The 17,958-nt window shown below is 71.6% G+C and carries 17 protein-coding genes and 1 pseudogene; 7 read left to right on the top strand and 11 right to left on the bottom strand.

Annotation, left to right across the window (positions count from 1 at the left end; genetic code table 11):
* Window positions 1-603: 603 nt before the first annotated feature.
* Window positions 604-1,167, bottom strand: a complete 564-nt coding sequence (locus E0504_RS42090) for an SWIM zinc finger family protein (RefSeq protein WP_235013718.1) — start codon at window positions 1,165-1,167, stop codon at window positions 604-606.
* On the bottom strand, window positions 1,164-3,032 hold the full coding sequence (locus E0504_RS42085; RefSeq protein WP_112105161.1) for a DEAD/DEAH box helicase: 1,869 nt from the start codon (window positions 3,030-3,032) through the stop codon (window positions 1,164-1,166). Before E0504_RS42085 ends, E0504_RS42090 begins: the two co-directional genes overlap by 4 nt.
* A gap of 179 nt (window positions 3,033-3,211) precedes the next feature.
* Between E0504_RS42085 and E0504_RS42080 the strand changes: the two genes are divergently transcribed.
* From E0504_RS42080 to E0504_RS54620, 3 genes and pseudogenes are all read left to right on the top strand, one after another.
* On the top strand, window positions 3,212-3,697 hold the full coding sequence (locus E0504_RS42080; RefSeq protein ID WP_112105162.1) for a MarR family winged helix-turn-helix transcriptional regulator: 486 nt from the start codon (window positions 3,212-3,214) through the stop codon (window positions 3,695-3,697).
* A 64-nt stretch (window positions 3,698-3,761) separates the two neighbouring features.
* Window positions 3,762-4,340: an IS6 family transposase gene (locus E0504_RS42075; protein WP_255565659.1), complete on the top strand. Its 579-nt coding sequence runs from the start codon at window positions 3,762-3,764 to the stop codon at window positions 4,338-4,340.
* Window positions 4,341-4,395: 55 nt separating this feature from the next.
* Window positions 4,396-4,602: pseudogene (locus E0504_RS54620) on the top strand (GNAT family N-acetyltransferase); the annotation flags it as partial.
* A 16-nt stretch (window positions 4,603-4,618) separates the two neighbouring features.
* On the opposite strand, the gene E0504_RS42065 reads toward E0504_RS54620, so the two are convergent.
* The 7 genes from E0504_RS42065 to E0504_RS42040 form a co-directional block, all read right to left on the bottom strand.
* Window positions 4,619-4,975, bottom strand: a complete 357-nt coding sequence (locus E0504_RS42065) for a metalloregulator ArsR/SmtB family transcription factor (RefSeq protein ID WP_200835191.1) — start codon at window positions 4,973-4,975, stop codon at window positions 4,619-4,621.
* 82 nt (window positions 4,976-5,057) lie between these two features.
* On the bottom strand, window positions 5,058-5,180 hold the full coding sequence (locus E0504_RS53775; protein WP_255565658.1) for a hypothetical protein: 123 nt from the start codon (window positions 5,178-5,180) through the stop codon (window positions 5,058-5,060).
* A gap of 101 nt (window positions 5,181-5,281) precedes the next feature.
* Complete coding sequence (gene fahA, locus E0504_RS42060) at window positions 5,282-6,478, bottom strand: fumarylacetoacetase (protein WP_112105163.1); 1,197 nt, start codon at window positions 6,476-6,478, stop codon at window positions 5,282-5,284.
* On the bottom strand, window positions 6,475-7,386 hold the full coding sequence (locus tag E0504_RS42055; protein WP_131627152.1) for a hypothetical protein: 912 nt from the start codon (window positions 7,384-7,386) through the stop codon (window positions 6,475-6,477). Before E0504_RS42055 ends, fahA begins: the two co-directional genes overlap by 4 nt.
* Window positions 7,383-8,606, bottom strand: a complete 1,224-nt coding sequence (locus E0504_RS42050) for a homogentisate 1,2-dioxygenase (RefSeq protein WP_131627150.1) — start codon at window positions 8,604-8,606, stop codon at window positions 7,383-7,385. Before E0504_RS42050 ends, E0504_RS42055 begins: the two co-directional genes overlap by 4 nt.
* Before the next feature lie 56 nt (window positions 8,607-8,662).
* A complete protein-coding gene (hppD, locus tag E0504_RS42045; RefSeq protein WP_112105165.1) occupies window positions 8,663-9,868 on the bottom strand; it encodes a 4-hydroxyphenylpyruvate dioxygenase in 1,206 nt (401 codons plus the stop codon).
* A gap of 128 nt (window positions 9,869-9,996) precedes the next feature.
* Window positions 9,997-10,854, bottom strand: a complete 858-nt coding sequence (locus E0504_RS42040; RefSeq protein WP_112105166.1) for a helix-turn-helix domain-containing protein — start codon at window positions 10,852-10,854, stop codon at window positions 9,997-9,999.
* Window positions 10,855-10,970: 116 nt separating this feature from the next.
* Between E0504_RS42040 and E0504_RS42035 the strand changes: the two genes are divergently transcribed.
* Window positions 10,971-11,969 carry an aldo/keto reductase gene (locus E0504_RS42035; protein ID WP_112105175.1) on the top strand — a complete coding sequence of 333 codons (999 nt, stop codon included), beginning with the start codon at window positions 10,971-10,973 and terminating at the stop codon, window positions 11,967-11,969.
* Window positions 11,970-12,083: 114 nt separating this feature from the next.
* On the top strand, window positions 12,084-13,046 hold the full coding sequence (locus tag E0504_RS42030) for an intradiol ring-cleavage dioxygenase (protein ID WP_131627148.1): 963 nt from the start codon (window positions 12,084-12,086) through the stop codon (window positions 13,044-13,046).
* A gap of 31 nt (window positions 13,047-13,077) precedes the next feature.
* Here the strand turns inward: E0504_RS42030 and E0504_RS42025 are convergent, their stop codons facing one another.
* Complete coding sequence (locus E0504_RS42025) at window positions 13,078-13,431, bottom strand: VOC family protein (protein WP_112105432.1); 354 nt, start codon at window positions 13,429-13,431, stop codon at window positions 13,078-13,080.
* A gap of 231 nt (window positions 13,432-13,662) precedes the next feature.
* Here E0504_RS42025 and E0504_RS42015 point away from each other — a divergent pair, with 231 nt between their 5' ends.
* The gene (locus E0504_RS42015) at window positions 13,663-14,640 is read left to right on the top strand and encodes an alpha/beta hydrolase (RefSeq protein WP_112105433.1); all 978 of its coding nucleotides are present in this window, start codon (window positions 13,663-13,665) and stop codon (window positions 14,638-14,640) included.
* Window positions 14,641-14,995: 355 nt separating this feature from the next.
* Window positions 14,996-16,948 (top strand): NAD(P)/FAD-dependent oxidoreductase, encoded by a 1,953-nt coding sequence (locus tag E0504_RS42010; RefSeq protein WP_112105434.1) that lies wholly within the window; start codon window positions 14,996-14,998, stop codon window positions 16,946-16,948.
* A gap of 84 nt (window positions 16,949-17,032) precedes the next feature.
* On the opposite strand, the gene E0504_RS42005 is transcribed toward E0504_RS42010, so the two are convergent.
* The gene (locus tag E0504_RS42005) at window positions 17,033-17,956 is read right to left on the bottom strand and encodes an NAD(P)-dependent oxidoreductase (RefSeq protein ID WP_112105435.1); all 924 of its coding nucleotides are present in this window, start codon (window positions 17,954-17,956) and stop codon (window positions 17,033-17,035) included.
* Window positions 17,957-17,958 lie beyond the last annotated feature (2 nt).

The raw sequence follows: 17,958 nt of genomic DNA, 5'->3' as shown, positions 1-17,958 counted from the left end.
AGCCATTACAAGAAAGCCGAAGAACGGATTACCGGCACGTTCGCAGCCATTCACCCGGCGGATTCCCGAGCGCGCTATCCGGCGGACCGGCAGGGATGATCGACTGTGGTTCTCCCGCCGCGCCCGACCTGGCCGCCGCCACACACCGCACCGGACACGAGCGATCATCACGTGATGATCGCCCACGAGAGAGCGCAGCCACCGGTGGTCCGTCCAGCACGTGACGACCGACCTCGACCGCAGATGAGCGCCGCGCACCCCGCGCGAGCTTTCGCCACGCAGCGCCACCAGGCCCAGCCCGGCCAAGCCGCCGTACCAACTGACCTGCGAGCAACGACCGAGGAAGATCAATCAGTGCAGGAGAAAAAGTGAACTTCGCCAACCTGTTGCGTGCAGCGCTTCACGCCGCTACTGGCAGAGGCGACCCAGCCGTGCCGGCACTGGGCTGGGGACAGGCGGTGAAGACAGCCGACAGCCGCAGCCGCGGGTCGGCATCGACGTCGATATCGTAGTGGCTGCTTGGATGGATTGGTCAGGGTGTGACTGGCACTGATCGGCTGTATCGAACAGAATCCGTCGGCGAGGGCGCCCGCGCCAGCGTGGTCAGTCTCCGTAGAAGCCGGCCGGGTCGAGGTCGGACAGCGCGACCCAGTCCGGATCCGCGGTGACGGTGGCCTTCGTGGTGGTGGATCGCAGCTCGACCGCCAGCGCTGGGCGTTCGTCGACGAGTTGGGCCAGCGCGTAGATCGTGGCGAGGATGTGCACGCATGGTCGTTTGCGAGCCCGGCAGGTGCAGTCGCTGTGCTGCGCTTCCGGGGGGACGGCAATGCTGATCGCGTGATGTGTGAGGTCCGCCTCGAGGGTGTCGGGCAGGTCTCCGGCGACCAGCCCACGGTGTCCGGCCATGGCCTTGGCAATCAGGCGCCCCGCCTCGGCCCGGGTCTCGTCGGGCCAGACCGGCAGATCGATCCGGACCCGGCACACCTGCCCGGACCCGGTGACCTCGGCTTCGACGTAGCCGACACCGGCAGCCACGACGGTGGTGGTGTTCCGCGCGAGGGTGCGCGCTTTGGGCAGCAGCGGGTTGGGCCCCGCCATCGACGTCGACTCGACGGTGCGGACCCAGGCCCGGCCCCAGGGCGTGGCTCCGAACTCCGGTGGCATCATGCGAGCACCCCCTGGCCGAGATCCAGTACCGCGTGGAGGTCGTCGTCGGACATCCTGGCCAGTGCGGCCTGGGTGTCCCCGGAGACGATCTCGGCGACGCCCCGTTTGTTGTCGTGCATCTGCACGATGTGGTCCTCGATCGTGCCGCCGGTGACAAGCGTGTAGACGTTGAGCGTCCGCGACTGACCGATCCGGTGCGCCCGGTCGGTGGCCTGCTCCTCCACGGCCGGGTTCCACCAGCGGTCGTAGTGCATGACGTGGGACGCGCGGGTCAGGTTGAGCCCGAAGCCGGCGGCGCGAAGACTCAACAGCAGGACGGGCGGTGCGTCGTCGTCCTCCTGGAACGCGTGGACGAGCTGGTCGCGGCGCTCCGTGGCGAGGCCGCCGTGCAGGAACGGGACCGGGCCGACGCCGAGCGCCGTGCCCAGGTGCTTCGAGAGCAGCTCACCCATCGCGCGGTACTGGGTGAACACGAGCACGCGGTCGTCCTGCTCGACGACCTCGGTCAGCATCTCGGTCGCCCGGTCGAACTTGCCGGACATGCCGAGCGCAGCGGTGTCCTCCCGCAGGTACTGGGCGGGATGGTTGCAGATCTGCTTGAGCGCGGTGAGCAGGGCAAGTATCCGGCCCCTGCGCTCGATGCCGGCACCGAGACCGTCGGTGAACGCCTTGTCGACGGCTTCACGGTAGAGCCGGGCCTGCTCGTCGGCCATCGTGCAGACGATCGTGGAGTACAGCTTGGGTGGCAGATCGGCGGCGACGTCGGCCTTGGTACGGCGCAGCAGGTGTGGTGTGACCATCCGGGTGAGCGCGGCCGCGGCGGTCACGGAACGGCGTTGCTCGATCGGCGCGACGAACCGCTGCCGGAACCGGCCGCGGGCGCCCAGCAGGCCGGGATTGGTCACGTTGAGGATGGACCACAGCTCGTCGAGCCGGTTCTCCACCGGGGTGCCGGTCATTGCGATCCGCACGGTGGCGGACAGCTGTGCGGCGGCTCTGCTGGCGAGGGCGTCCGGGTTCTTGATCTGCTGCGCTTCGTCCAGGACCACGACGTCCCAGACCGTTCCGGCCAGCGGCTCGTCCTTACGCAGCACCGGGTAGCTGGTGATGATGACGGTGCCGGGCGGGTAGGTCTCCGGCAGTGCCCGGCTGCCGCCGTGATAGATGATCACTGTGGTGGTCGGGGTGAACCGCGCCAGCTCGCGCCGCCAGTTGCCGATCAGTGAGGTCGGGCAGATAACCAGGTGCGGCCTGTCCGACCGGCGGGTGGCCAGCATGCAGATCGCCTGCAGCGTCTTGCCGAGGCCCATCTCGTCGGCCAGGATCCCGCCGTGCCCGAGACCGGGCCGTGCGTTGAGCCAGGCCACGCCGTGCAGCTGGTAGGGCCGCAGCTCGGCGGTGATGGCCGCGCCACGCAGCACGATGCGGGTGGCCACCGCCTGACGGAACTGCGTCAGCAGCGTGGGTGCGGTGGCGATGGCGGTGCCGTCGGCGTCGAGCACCGCATGGGCGGCCGGCGGCATCCGCGTGCCCAGGGCCCCGAACGCCTTGTCCTCGCTGGCGGGGTCGTCGCCGTCCAGCAGCCGCGCGGCGTCGCGCCACGCTCGTACGGAGGCGCTGACCTCGGCTCGCGGATCGAGCATCAGGAGCCCGCGCCGGGCGGCATCCAGGTCGGCGAACCGTACGGGCACGTTCGCCGGCCGGACCCCGTCGCGACCAGCCACGGCCAGGCGACAGACGCCTGGGCGGCCCGCCGGCAGCCCCTGTTCACGTACGGCGTCTTCCAGCTCGGCCACACCCCACCAGGCGATCGCGTCCTCCGCGGGGACGAAGGTGGCTTGCAGCCGACCAGGCAGCTCAGTCATCGAGCACCTCAGACCGTCGTCGGGACATCGGATTTGCGCTGGCCGAGAGAGCAGGCATCCGCGAGATGCCGTTCGACCAGACGACCTACCTGCTCGTATGATCGGGATCGCGCGACACAACTGTTGCGTGGCGCAACCGTTGCGCGACACAATACTACTCGGTCGATCGGCTACGCCCCATGACCACGAACGAACAGAACTCCCCGGACACCAGCCAGTCGCTGACGGCACAGGTCATCGAAGCGCTACCGGACTGGATCACCCACCTCATCCAGCTCAACAGCCTGATCGCCGCCCGGATGGGGGTGGTCGTGACGGACTTCCACTGTCTACACGCGTTGCAGCAGGACGGTCCGACCACGGCCGGCGCACTGGCCGAACGCGTGGGCCTGACGCCCGGCTCCGCGTCACGCATGATCGACCGGCTCGCCGCAGCAGGCTGCGTGCGCCGGGTTCCGGACCCGCGGAGTCGGCGCCGGATCATCATCGAGCCGACCGACGAGGGCCTCGACCGGATCAATGCCTACTACTCCGGGTTGACCGCCCGGACCCGCGAGGACCTGGCCGCCTTCAACGACGACGAACTGCACACCCTCCTTCGATTCATCGAGGTGTTCCGCCTCAGTGCGCTCGCCGAAGTCCGCCAGCTGCGCTCCGCGCCCTGACCCCGAGCCCTTCACAGGGCGTGCCAGGCCCAGACGGCGGAACCCATCAAGATCGGCAAAAGTCATCGAGGGCAGTGGTGAAGTGGCGGAAAAGCGAACTTCGTCGACCTGTTGCGTGCAGCGGTTCACGCCCCTGCTCGTAGACGCGGCCCGGCCATGCCGGCACCGGCCGGGCGATAGATGGTTCGTCGATGAAACGTATGTGAAGGTCGCCGGCCGGGGGACCTACCTCTACCGGGCCGTTGACCAGCACGGCCAGGTCATCGACGTCCTCGCCAGCACCCGCCGCGACCAGGCCGCCGCCCGCCGGTTCTTCACCCAGGCGCTGTCTCATGGCCGCCGGCCGGTTGAGGTCACCACCGACAAAGCACCTGTCTACCCGAGGCTCCTCGACGAGCTGCTCCCCGGGGCGTGCCATGTCGACACCGTCCGGGGGAACAACCGGATTGAGGCTGATCATGGCCGGTTGAAGGCCCGGCTGCGGCCGATGCGCGGGCTGAAACGGCTGCGCTCTGTCCAGACGATCAGCGCCGGACACGCTCTGGTCCAGAACATCCGCCGCGGCTACTACGACCTCGCCACCCACACCGACCCGCAGCTGCGGCTGGCCGCCACATTCACCGAACTCGCCCAGGCCGTCTGACCACTGCTCACCGGGCCACTGGCATGCCCTGCTTCCTCCGAACGCGTCAGCGCCTCATCGAATCACTATTGACCCCGCGGCCGCCAACGACAGGGCGATCCGCTGCTACAAGAAGGTCGGTTTCCTGCCCGCCGGAATCATGCGCAGGTATGAGCGCGGGCCGGACGGTGCTTTCCGTGATGGGCTACTCATGGACCTGATCAGCGATGATTTGGAGGTTGGATACGGAGCGCGCCGCGGCGCGACCCTCCACCCTTCATAGCTTCCGCGGGAGGCGTTCACCAGGTGTCCTCCTGCCGAGATCGCGGGGCAGGCCGCTCCCGTAGCGGCGCCGCGGTGTCAAGGTGGTGTTCCGGTGCGTCCGGGCGATCGTCCCAGTGGGCCCGGAACGGCTCGAGCCAGCGGGCGAGCTCCCGCAGCGGCGCGGGCTCCAGGAGGTAGAGCCGGCGCTGTCCGTCGGGGCGGACAGTGACGAGCCCGGCCTCACGCAGGATCCGCAGGTGCTTGGACACGCCGGGCTGGCTCAGCCCCAGCTGTTCGACCAGTTCGTTGACGGGCCGAGGGCCGGCGCGGAGCAGCTCGAGCACCCGGCGGCGGTGCGGGTCACCCACCGCGGCCCAGATCACAGGTTCCACAACTCGACTATCACCAAAAGGTTATATTGCTGTCAAGCGATTGCTTTTCCGTGACGGACGTCCCGGAAAGTCGTCTGCGCCGCTATGCGTCCGCGGGCTCACCGATCTCGAAACTGAACGCCGTGTTCGCGCCGTCGACGGAGTCGACGGTGACGTCCACCGGATGGGTCGTGCCGTCCGCCGGGTCGATCAGCGCGCACTGCATCTCGACACCCTCGCGGAACGGCCCGTGTCCCGCCGGCGACAGGACCCGGGCAGGCGAGCTCCCTCGTCTGACGGGACCGGTGCCTGCCGGCCGGCGGGTGCTCACCGGGCCGGGCGGATCGTTCCCGTCACCTCACCGAAGCCGATGCGCACGCCGCTGTCGCCGGGGGCGGTGGCCCGGATGGTGATGGTGTCGCCGTCCTCGAGGAACGTCCGCTCGGTGCCGTCGGGCAGTCGCAGCGGCTCGGTGCCGTTCCAGGTGAGCTCCAGGAAGGACCCGCACTCGTCGCGGCGCGGGCCGGAGACGGTGCCCGAGGCGAAGAGGTCGCCGGTGCGCAGCGCCGCGCCGCCGACGGTGAGATGCGCCAGCTGCTGCGCGGGCGTCCAGTACATCTCGGCGAAGGGCGGGCGGCTGACCACGAAGCCGTTCCAGCTCACCTCCAGCCGCAGGTCGAGGCCCCACGCGCCGTTGTCCCGCAGGTAGGGCAGCGGTTCGGGCTCCCGCGGCGGCGGCTGGAACCGCGCGGCCGCCAGCGCGTCGAGCGGGACGACCCAGGGCGAGACCGACGTCGCGAAGGACTTCCCGAGGAACGGCCCGAGCGGCACGTACTCCCACGCCTGGATGTCCCGCGCCGACCAGTCGTTCACCAGCACCACGCCGAACACGTGGTCGGCGAACGCCGCCGGGGTGACCCGTTCACCGAGCGCCGACGGCGTCCCGACGACGAAGCCGACCTCCGCCTCGATGTCGAGGCGGGTCGTCGGGCCGAACGCCGGCGGCTGGCCGTCGGCGGGCCGGCGCTGCCCGCGCGGGCGGACGATCTCGGTTCCGGAGACGACGACCGTGCCGGAGCGGCCATGGTAGCCGACAGGCAGGTGCCGCCAGTTCGGGTTCAGCGGATCACCGCCGGGGCGCAGGATCCGTCCGACGTTGCTGGCGTGGTGCTCGGAGGCGTAGAAGTCGACGTAGTCGGCCACGTCCACCGGCAGGTGCAGCCGGACCGCGTCACGCGGGATCAGGCTGGGCCGCGCCGCCGCTTTCTGGGCCGGGTCGGTCAGCAGGTCGGTGATCCGCGCGCGGACTGCCGTCCAGTGGCGCCGGCCCCGGCTGAGGAACTCGTTCAGCCGGGGCCGGGCGAACACCGGGTCCCCCAGCGCGGCGGCGAGGTCCAGCACGTGGTCGCCGATGGCGACGCCGATCCGGGGGCTCCCACCGTCGGCGGAGAAGGCGCCGTAGGGGAGGTTCTGCAGCGGGAAGTCCGAGCCCTTGGGTACCGGCACCCACGAGCGGGCCGTCACGCCGACGCCTCGGTCCCGGCCGACGCCGTCGCCCCGGACGGTGCCGCGGAGCTGACGAGGCCGAGTCGGCGCAGGTCGTCGACCGGTGCGTCTGTCCGGCACGAGCCGTATGCGACGAGGGCCCGGCGTGCGGCGCGGGCCAGCTCCGGCGGCACCGCGCGGGCCTCGGCGACGAGCGCGGCCTCGTCCGTGCGGTCGAGGATCTCGCTGACCGCCGGGAGGCCGGCGCCGTCGACCGCGCGGCAGGTGGCGAGCACCAGGTTGAGGAACCCGTGGTGGGTGAAGTCGGTTCGCCGGTCCCGGTAGGGCAGCGCGTGGTGGAGCCCGGCGGTCGCCTTGAACGGCACGCCGCCGCGCGCGCAGGCGACCACGAATCGGGCCACTTCCGCGGACGGGGGGAACTGTTCCGCGCGCGCCCCGCCGCACCGGATCTTGGCCCCGTGGCCGGCGGCCGACACCCGCGCCAGGGCGTCGAGATCCCCGCGCGGCGTCTCGACGAAACAGGGCACGGACGGTGGCACCGCCGCCAGCGCGGCGAGGTCACCCAGCAGCCCCTCGACCCCGACCAGCTCGACGCGCGGGTCGCCCTCAAGGCGGGCCAGGGCGGTGTGGAGCGTGCTCGGCTCCAACGGGCTGACGAGGCCCAGCGCGAGACGCCCCTCGGCGGCGGTCCCGTCGAGACGCCCGCCAAAGGCTCCACGCCCGCGCGCACCGGCGGCGAGCGCTTCGAGGAGTTCGTCGAGGCGGGACGCGGCGCACAGGAAGTGGCCGGTCAGGACGCCGGTGGGGTCCGCGCAGTCGTGCCGGTGCCGGCGGAGGGCGGCGGGCATGGGCAGTTCCTCGGGCGGGAACAGCCCGGCGTCGTCGACCAGCCCGGCGAACAAGCCCGGCGGCGGATGGCCGGTCACCCTGCGCTGCCCCGCGCCGCCGCGTTCGCCGCCCACGTCCAGGCGTAGTCGGGGTCCTCGCAGGCGAGGCCGCCCTCGCCGAGCTCGAGTGGGGCGAAGGTGTCGACCATGACCGCGAGCTCGTCGACGAACTCCACCCCGATGCTCGCCTGCACCGCCCCGGGCTGCGGGCCGTGGGTGTGCCCGGCGGGATGCAGCGAGAGGGAACCGGGCCCGATCCCGGAACCGCGGCGGGCTCCGTAGGCACCGCCGGTGTAGAAGATCACTTCGTCGGAGTCGATGTTGGCGTGGTAGTACGGCGTCGGGATCGCGTCGGGGTGGTAGTCGACCTTGCGGGGCACGAAGTTGCAGACGACGAAGTTACGGCCCTCGAAGACCTGGTGCACCGGCGGTGGCTGGTGCAACCGGCCGGTGATCGGCTCGAAGTCGCCGATGTTGAACAGGTACGGGTAGAGGCAGCCGTCCCAGCCGACGACGTCGAACGGGTGGGTCCGGTAGGTCAGCACCGTGCCGGCGACGCCGCCGGTCCCGGCCCCGGGCCCGCGGTGCTTCACGTACACCTCGACGTCCGTTCCCTCCTCGAGCAGCGGCCCGGCCGGGCGGCGCAGGTCGCGTTCGCAGTAGGGGGCGTGCTCGAGGAACTGGCCCGAGGCCGACAGGTAGCGCTTCGGCGGGCGGATGTGGCTGTTCGCCTCGATGATGTAGGCGCGCAGCGGCTCGTCGCCGCTCGGCGTCCACCGGTGCGTCGTGCCGCACGGGACGACGACGTAGTCGCCGGGGCCGGCCGGCAGTGTGCCGAACACGGTGTCGACGCGGGCGGTGCCGGCCTCGACGTAGACGCACTCGTCACCGGTGCCGTTGCGGTAGAGCGGTGAAGGCGCGCCGGCGGCGACGTAGCAGAGCCGGACGTCGGCGTTGCCCAGGAGCAGCCGCCGCCCGGTGACGACGTCGAGGCTCCGCCATCCCTCGGCCGCGGTGAGGGTGTGGGTGCGCAGGTGCCGCGGCCGCAGGGGGTGGTTGGCGACAGTGCCGAGGGCGGGCAGCTCCCACGGCCGGGCCGCGCTGATCGCCGCCGGGATCTCCCGGTGGTACAGCAGTGACGAGTCCGCGGAGAAGCCCTCCGATCCCATCAGCTCCTCGCTGTACAGGCCGCCGTCGCCGCCGCGGTGCTGCGTGTGCCGTTTGGGCGGGACGTCCCCGGTCCGGGCGTAGTACGGCATCGTCGGGTCCTTTGCGTCGGGTCCTCAGAACATCTGCTCCGCAGAACCTCGGCACCTCAGAGGTTTCCCCGCCGTTCCTGCTCGCGTTCGATCGCCTCGAAGAGGGCCTGGAAGTTGCCCTTGCCGAAGCCGAGCGATCCGTGCCGCTCGATGAGTTCGAAGAACACCGTCGGACGGTCCCCCAGCGGCCTGGTGAAGATCTGCAGGAGGTAGCCGTCCTCGTCGCGGTCGACCAGGATCCGGCGGCGCCGGAGCTCCTCGACCGGTGCCCGCACCTCGCCGACGCGGGCCCACAGCGCGGGGTCGTCGTAGTAGGTGTCGGGAGTGTCGAGGAACTCGACGCCCTCGGCCCGCATCGCGTCGACCGAGGCGAGGATGTCACCGGTCGCCAGGGCGAGGTGCTGCGCGCCGGGACCGCCGTTGAACTCCAGGTACTCCGCTATCTGCGACTTCCGCCGGCCGGGCGCGGGCTCGTTGAGCGGGAACTTGACCCGGTGGTTGCCACTGGCGACCACCTTGCTCATCAGCGCCGAGTACCGGGTGGCGATGTCGCCGCCGACGAACTCGGCCAGGTTCGTGAAGCCCATGACCCGGTTGTAGAACGCCACCCACTCGTCCATGGCGCCGAGCTCGACGTTGCCCACGACGTGGTCCAGCGCCTGGAACAGGCTGCGCGGCGCACCCGGCCGCCGGACGTGCCCGGAGCGGCGCTCGACGTAGCCCGGCAGGTAGCACCCGGAGTAGCGCGACCGGTCGACCAGGGTGTGCCGCGTCCGCCCGTAGGCGGCGATGGCGGCGAGACGCACGGCGCCGTGCTCGTCGCGCAGCTCGTGCGGCTCCTCGAGCACCCGCGCACCCTGGGCACGGGCGTGCGCGATGCACCGGTCGACGTCGGGCACCTCCAGCGCGATGTCGACGACGCCGTCGCCGTGCCGGCGGTGGTGGTCGAGCAGGGGGCTGTCCGGGCTCACTCCCCCTTGGAGCACGAACCGCACCGCGCCGCTGGTGAGAACGTAGGAGCAGTGATCGGGCTGGCCCGTCTCCGGCCCGGAGTAGGCGACGAGGTCCATGCCGAACGCCGACTGGTAGTAGTGGGCCGCCTGGTTGGCGTTGCCGACCACCCACACCACCGCGTCCCAGCCGGACACCGGGAACGGGTCGCCGGCCGGGTCGTGCTCGACGAGACCGACCAGCTGTCGGAGCTGGTCGACGTCCAGCTCGGCCGAGCGCTCCTGGCCGGTCAGCGTCACTTCGGTGCTCATGGACGTCCTCTCGGCCGGGCGGGAGTCGAGGCGGCGGCGCTGGCGCGCGAACGCGAGAGTGACACTACCTTGAGTGACGCGATGCCCGCCTGGTGTGACGACTCGCCTGGTGTGATGAGACGGGGTGGTCAGCGACCGGCGACCTCGCCGGTGGTCAGGTCCTGGGTTCCGATGACCCGCAGCAGGTCGAGCTGGTCGCGCGCCGGGCTGCCCGGTCGCGGGTAGAGCACGACCAGCGTCTGGGTGCCCGCGTCGCTGGTCAGCGTCTCGCACAGCAGGTCCACGGCGCCCACCGCCGGATGGATGATCCGCTTGTGGTCGGCGCGGCGCACCATGACCTCGTGCTCCGCCCAGAGCCGCGCGAACTCCTCGCTGCGGCCCAGCAGATCGGCCACGAGATCCTCCACATCCGCGTCGCCGCGGCGCCGGCCGTGGGTCGCGCGCAGGTCCGCGACGTGCGTGCGGGACAGCCGCTCCCAGTCCTCGCGCGGGAACCGCGACCGGACGTCCGGCTCGGCGAACCAGAGCCAGGTGTTGTTGCGGGCCCGTCCCGGGCGGGCGGAGATGTCGCCGGACAACGCGACCGACATGCGGTTGCGCGCCAGGACCTCGCCGATGTCGGAGACGACGAACGCGGGAGTGTCGGTGAGCCGGTCGAGGATGTACAGCAGACCGGGCGAGACGTGCGCGGCGGTGGACGTCCGCGGTGGGGGCGGCTGGCCCGCGAGGTGGAACAGGTGGTCGCGTTCGTCGTCGCTCAGGCGCAGCGCCCGGGCCAGCGCGGCCAGCAGCGGCGCGGACGGCCGCGGCCCGCGGGACTGCTCGAGGCGGGTGTAGTAGTCGGTCGACATGACGGCGAGCGCGGCCACCTCGTCGCGGCGCAGCCCCGGGGTGCGCCGGCGCACCCCGGGGGGCAGGCCGACGTCCGATGGCTGCAGCTGCGCGCGGCGCCGGCGCAGGAAGTCGGCGAGCCCGGAGCGATCCATGCCACCAGCGTTCCCCACACCCGGCGGCCGAGCCAGGGACCGGCGATCCCACGATGAACGGTCCCTGCCGCGGCGTCGCCCGCCGCAGCAGACTGGCGGCCATGACGCAGACGACGATGACGACAAGGCGGCTCGGGGCGACCGGGCCGGAGGTGGGTGCGCTCGGGCTCGGTTGCATGGGCATGTCCGGCATGTACGGGCCGGCCGACGACGACGAGAGCGTGGCGACGATCCTCGCCGCGGTCGACGCGGGGATGACCCTGCTCGACACCGGCGACTTCTACGGCATGGGGCACAACGAGCTGCTGGTCGGCCGTGCCCTGCGCCAGCTCGACCGGGACGCGGTGACGGTGAGCGTGAAGTTCGGCGCGCTGCGCGACGCGGTCGGCGGCTGGGGTGGTTTCGACGCCCGGCCGGCGGCGCTGCGCAACTTCCTCGCCTACTCGCTGGTGCGCCTGGGCACCGACCATGTGGACATCTACCGGCCGGCCCGGCTCGACCCCGCCGTGCCGGTCGAGGACACCATCGGTGCCATCGCCGAGCAGGTCAAGGCCGGTCTGGTCCGGCACATCGGCCTGTCGGAGGTCGGCCCGGAGACGATCCGGCGGGCGGCGGCCGTGCACCCGATCTGCGACCTGCAGATCGAGTACTCGGTCCTCTCCCGCGGCATCGAGGACGAGATCCTGGCGACCTGCCGCGAGCTGGGGATCGCGATCACCGCGTACGGGGTGCTCTCCCGCGGGCTGATCGCCGGCACCGGCCCGTCGGGGCACAGCGGCGACTTCCGGGCGCACAGCCCGCGCTTCCAGGGCGCGAACCTCGACCACAACCTGGGGCTCGTCGAACGCCTACGGCCGGTCGCCGAGCGCCACAACGTCTCCGTCGCGCAGCTGGCCATCGCCTGGGTCGCCGCCGCCGGTCCGGACGTCATCCCGCTGGTGGGGATGCGCCGCCGCAGCCGCGTCGACGACGCCCTGGCCGCCGTGGCCGTCACCCTGTCCGAGCAGGATCTGGCCGACGTCGACCGGACGGTGCCCGCCGGGTCGGCCGCGGGCGGACGGTACGAGGACGCCCAGCTCGCCGCCCTCGACAGCGAGCGTCCCGCCGAGCGCTGACGCGGCCCGCCAGCCCGTCCACGCACAGGTGGTGCACAGGGAACGCACAGCGTAGGCATCGCCGGGCCCGCCATGATCGAGCCATCAGGTCAGCCGATCGCAGATGGAGGGCACATGGCGGATCACCGGAGTCCCAGCCGGACGCGGGCGTACGAGGGGCGCCCGCTGGCCCGGCCCGACGAGGAGATCGTCGACCAGGGCCTCGCCTTCGACGTCGGCACACTGCTGAGCCGGCGGCGGATGCTGGCCTTCTTCGGCCTCGGCGCCGCGTCGGCCGGCCTGGCGGCCTGCGGCTCGGACTCCGCCGGATCCACGGCCTCAGCCGCCTCGGGGACGTCCACCTCGGGGACGTCGGCCGCGACAGCGAGCGCGGCGGCCGGGGAGATCCCCGAGGAGACCGCGGGCCCCTACCCGGGCGACGGGTCCAACGGGCCGGACGTCCTCGAGCAGAGCGGTGTGGTCCGCAGTGACATCCGGTCCAGCTTCGGCGACTCGACCGGCACCGCCGAGGGCGTCCCCATGACACTGGCGCTGACGGTTCGCGACCTCGCGAACGGCGGCACGCCCTTCGCCGGGGTGGCCGTGTACGTGTGGCACTGCGACCGCGAGGGCCGCTACTCGATGTACTCCGACGGCGTCACCGACCAGAACTACCTGCGCGGGGTCCAGGTCGCCGACTCCGCCGGCACGGTCCGCTTCACCAGCATCTTCCCGGCGTGCTACACGGGGCGCTGGCCGCACATCCACTTCGAGGTCTATCCCGACCAGGCCAGCATCACCGACTCGACGAAGGCCATCGCCACCTCGCAGGTCGCGCTGCCGCAGGACGTCTCCGAGAAGGTCTACGCCCAGTCGGGCTACGAGGCGTCCGTGCGCAACCTGGCGGCGGTCAGCCTCGACAGCGACAACGTCTTCGGGGACGACTCGGCCGCCAGCCAGCTCGGCACCGTGACCGGCGACGTCTCCAGCGGCTACGCGGTCGCCCTCGCCGTCGGCGTCGACACGTCGACGGCCGCGGGCGGCAGCCAGGCTCCCGGTGGAGGGCCGGGGGGCGGAGGGGCGCCGGGCGGGGGCTGACGGGTCAGCCGGACCAGACCGGTCAGCCGGATCAGCCGCGCAGCTCCCAGCCGTTGCCGGCGGGATCGCGGCAGATCACGATCCGCCGGCCGTCGAAGTCACCCGCGGTGAACGGGATGCCGGCCGCGGTCAGGCGGGCCTCGATCGCGGCGCAGTCGGCACCGACCTCGATCGCCGTGTGCGCCTTGGCCGCGGGAACATGGTCGGGGTCGAGGCTCAGGTGGACCTGGGTGCCGTCGTCGGCCTCGAACCACCGCGCACCGCGGCCGAGGGCCACCGACGACGGCTCGAGCCGCCGGTAGCCGAGCACCCCCACCAGGAACTCCGCCTCGGCGTCGGCGGCATCCGGCGGGACCCCGAGGTTGGCATGGTGAAATCTCGGCACACGCCGGAGTGTGACACAGAAGCCACCTCCGGCGGAACGTCCTCGCCCCCGGTCAGCCGGCCTCAGCCTCCAAGCGGGCGGCCGACGAGCCCGGCCCGCTCGGCGACGAACTCCTCGACGCTGCGCGCCGGACGTCCCGCCCGCAGTCGGGAAATGTTTGGATTCTGTCGCCTTCGTACGTGACAGGCGCCGGTGCCCGACGGGTGCCGACGATCATCCCCGGAGGGGCAGATGGCCAGCGAGACGACCTGTCCGGCACCGCCGTTCGACCGGGAGCTCACCCCGCTGCTGGCATCGGGCCAGCTGCCGTCCACCGTGGACGCCGCGCGCATGGTCGCGCTGCGCACGCCGACACCGCTGGCGGTGGTCGACGAGGCGCTGGCCGCGCAGGACCTCGTCCGTGAGGACCGGCTCGTTCCCGGACTGGACGGGGACCCGGACGTCACCGTCGCCGTCATCAGGAAGCGCGCGGGCGCGCCGGGCGGGCCGGGCGTCTACTTCGCCCACGGCGGCGGGATGGTCATGGGTGACCGGTTCAGCGGCATGGACCGGTACCTGGACTGGATCACCCTTTTCGACGCCGTCGTGGTGTCCGTGGACTACCGGCTTGCGCCGGAGCATCCCGACCCGGCGCCGCTGCGCGACTGCTACGCCGGTCTGGTCTGGACGGCGGAGCACGCCGCGGAGCTCGGGTTCGACCCGGGCCGGCTGATCGCTGTGGGCCTGAGCGCCGGCGGCGGGCTCGTCGCGGGGGCGACGCTGATGGCCCGGGACCGCGGCGGGCCCGCGCTCGCCGGGCAGATCCTGCTCTGCCCGATGCTCGACGACCGCGACGCCACGGTCTCCACGCAACAGATCGACGGCATCGGCGTGTGGGACAGGTCCAGCAACATCGCCGGCTGGGGCGCCCGGCTCGGCGACCGGCGCGGCACGGACGACGTCTCGGAGTACTCGGCCCCGGCCCGGGCCACCGACCTCTCCCGACTGCCGCCGACCTACCTCGACTGCGGATCGGCGGAGGTCTTCCGGGACGAGGTGGTCGCCTATGCCTCGGGAATCTGGGCGGCCGGCGGGTCCGCGGAACTGCACGTGTGGTCCGGCGGCTTCCACGGTTTCGACGGAGTGGCGCCGGACGCCGCGATCTCCGTTGCCGCGCGGAAGACCCGGGACGATTTCATCCGGCGCCTTCCCGGGTCCCGCACACAGTGAGGAGCGATGAATAATCGCTCACTCCGAGCCTGCCGACCCGCACCCACCCGCATCCAGGCACACACGAAGGTCGACCCTCCGCACAGGGAGACATACGAACGCGTAACGGTGACTCCCGCCGCGGCACGCACGCACCCCCTAGATCACATTCCACATCGTGGAATAGTAAGCGCTCACTTGTCCAAGTCGGTTCGGGCGGTTAGCCTTTCCTCGGCGCCAGGAAACCGGCCCGGGGAGAGCGGCGGCGGACCGTCCAGAGCGCCGCACGGCGAGGGCGGCGGCACGTTCGGTCATCGATTCGCGTGATCGCCGCTTCGTGCGTCCCCTCGTATCGGCGGAAGTGAGAGCACTCGACATGGATCGCGAGTCGGAGTCCCCACGTGCGGAATTACTCGCGGCTACCGATGAACAGATCGAAGACGCGGCTGACCACGCCGATCCGATGGCACTGCGGGGATTGCTGTATCAGCTGACCGGCGACGAGAGCGTCGCCGCCACGAAGGTCGGGCCCGTACCGGGCTACGTGGGCGGGAACCTCTCGGTCGGCCTCACCGATCCGGCCGACATCGCCCTGCTGCGAGCGAAGGCCGCGGATTTCCTGAAGGCCTGTCGCGACTCCGGCGCGGGGCAGATCGATCCCGGGCCGCGCGAACGACTGCCGCGCAGCCTCGCGCTCGCCGGCGGCCTGGACGAGCTCCCCGCGGAGGACGTCGACCTCTGGGTGGAGGAGCTCGGCCTCGACCCCTGGGTCCGCGGGCTGACCTGGAAGGAGCCCACCCCGCCGGAGCGGCTCGCGGACTTCTCCGTCATCGTCATCGGTACCGGCATGGGCGGCCTGAACGCGGCCGTCCAGCTCCAGCACGCCGGCATCAGATTCACGGTGATCGAGAAGAACTCCGGCGTCGGTGGGACGTGGCACGAGAACCGCTACCCGGGCGCGCGGGTCGACTCGCCGAGCCGCGCCTACATGCACATGATCGGCGTCGAGTTCGACTGCCCGTCACCGTGGTGCTCACAGTCCGAGAACCAGCGCTACTTCGACTGGGTCGCCGACACCTTCAACCTCCGCGAGCACATCGTGTTCGACACCGAGGTGACGACGGTGGTCTGGCAGGAGGGCACCTCCACCTGGGAGGTCACGGCGAAGGGGCCGGAGGGCGAGCGGGTCTTCCGGGCGAACGCGGTCATCAGCGCCGTCGGGCTGCTCTCGCGGCCCAGCGTCCCGACCATCGCGGGCGCGCAGGACTTCCAGGGCCCGTCGTTCCACACCGCGCGCTGGCCGGACGGCCTCGAGCTGGGCGACAAGCGGGTCGGCGTGATCGGCACCGGCTGCTCGGGCGTCCAGATGGTTCCGGAGCTGGCGAAGCTCGCCTCCCACGTCACGGTGTTCCAGCGGACGCCGCAGTGGCTGTTCGAGCACGCCGGCTACCTGTCACCGTTCCCGGACCAGGTGACCTGGCTGGACCGCAACTTCCCGTACCACCCGCACTTCATGCGGTTCCGGACCAACTGGCTGCTCGGCCCGTACCAGTCGGGGCCGTTGCGTGAGATCGACCCGGAGTTCGACGACCCGTTCGCGCGCAGCGCCGTCAACAAGGAGATCCGCGACGAGCGGGTCGCCTTCATCCGGCAGAAGCTCGCCAGCCGGCCCGACCTCGTCGAGAAGATGATCCCGCCGCATCCGCCGTTCTCGGCGCGGCCGGTGCAGGTCGACGCGAACTACAACATGTACGACGCGATCATGCGGGACAACGTCGCCCTGGTCACCGAGGGGATCGACCGGATCACCCCGACCGGCATCCGCACGGCGGACGGCACCGAGCACGAGCTGGACGTCATCGTCTACGCGACCGGGTTCAAGGCGAACGAGTGCCTGTGGCCGATGGAGGTGCTGGGGCGCAATGGGCGCTCCGTGCACGAGCTGTGGGCGAAGGACGGCCCGCGCGCCTACCTCGGCGCGATGCTGCCGGGCTTCCCGAACCTGTTCCTCATCTACGGGCCGAACATGAACCCGTACGGCGGCCTGGGCGTCGTCAACCACCAGGAGATGGTCACCCGCTGGCTCCTCGAGTGCATCGAAAAGGTCATCGTCGAGGAGAAGGCCTCCATCGACGTCACCGAGAAAGCCTACTGGCGCTACAACGACCAGCTCGACGAGCGCGAGAAGTACAAGATCTACAAGGATGCGCGGGCGAACAGCTACTACCGCAACGAGCACGGCCGCTCGGTCACGAACTGCCCGTTCCCCGGGAACGAGATGTGGCACCGGCTACGCCACCCGGGCTTCGACGACCTGATCCTGCGTTGATCCCGCCGGCCCGCCTGCCCGTGGTCGGGGCGCCGGCGGGCCCGGTCAGGGCACGGGCGCCCTCGCGTTGGCGGGAGCCCCCGGTCAGGCCGGGTGCGGGGGCCATTCCAGGCCGGACAGCGAAGCCAGCGCGTGCACCAGTGCCTGGGCGCCGTCACGGCCACGGTCCTGCGCCTGCAGGGCCACGTAGAGCTGGTTGGCGAGCGCCAGCCCCGGCAGGGCGAGCCTGGCCCGCCGTGCCTCGGCGAGCGCGATGCCAAGATCCTTGACCATGTGGTCGACGAAGAACCCGGGCGCGAAGTCGCCGCCCACCACCCGCGGCGCGAGGTTCGACAGCGACCAGCTGCCGGCGGCGCCGCTGGCCACCGACTCCAGCACGCCGGCGACGTCCAGTCCGACGCGGCTGGCGTACAGCAGTCCCTCCGACATCGCGACCATGGTGCTGGCGATGAGGATCTGGTTCACCATCTTCGTGTGCTGACCGGCGCCGTGATCACCCTGCCGGACGATCGTGGCGCCCATCGCCTCGAAACCGGGGCGGACCGCCTCGAACACGCCGGGCGGGCCGCCGACCATGATCGAGAGTGTGGCGTTGCGGGCGCCGACGTCGCCGCCCGACACCGGCGCGTCCAGCGCGTGCATCCCGATCTCCCCGGCGGCCCGGCCGATCTCGACCGCGAGCGCGGGCTCGCTCGTCGTCATGTCGACGAGAACCGTCCCGGGCTCAGCACCGGCGAGCGCGCCGGCGGGGCCGAGCAGCACCTCGCGGACGTCCGCGGGCAGGCCCACCATCGAGAACACGACGTCGCTGCCGGCCGCCACCTCGGCGGGCGAGTCGGCCCAGGTCGCCCCCGCGGCGAGCAGGCCGTCCGCGCTGTCCCGGCTGCGGGTCGTGACCGTCACCCGGTAGCCGCGGCGCAGCAGGTGCCCGCACATGGACGCCCCCATCACCCCGGTGCCGATCCACCCGACCCGGGTCGACTCGGGCGACATCGACTCGGGCGACACCG

This window comes from Parafrankia sp. BMG5.11 (assembly GCF_004337455.1).
Note: the sequence above shows the minus strand (reverse complement) of the source record. Positions and strands in the feature narration are given on the sequence as shown.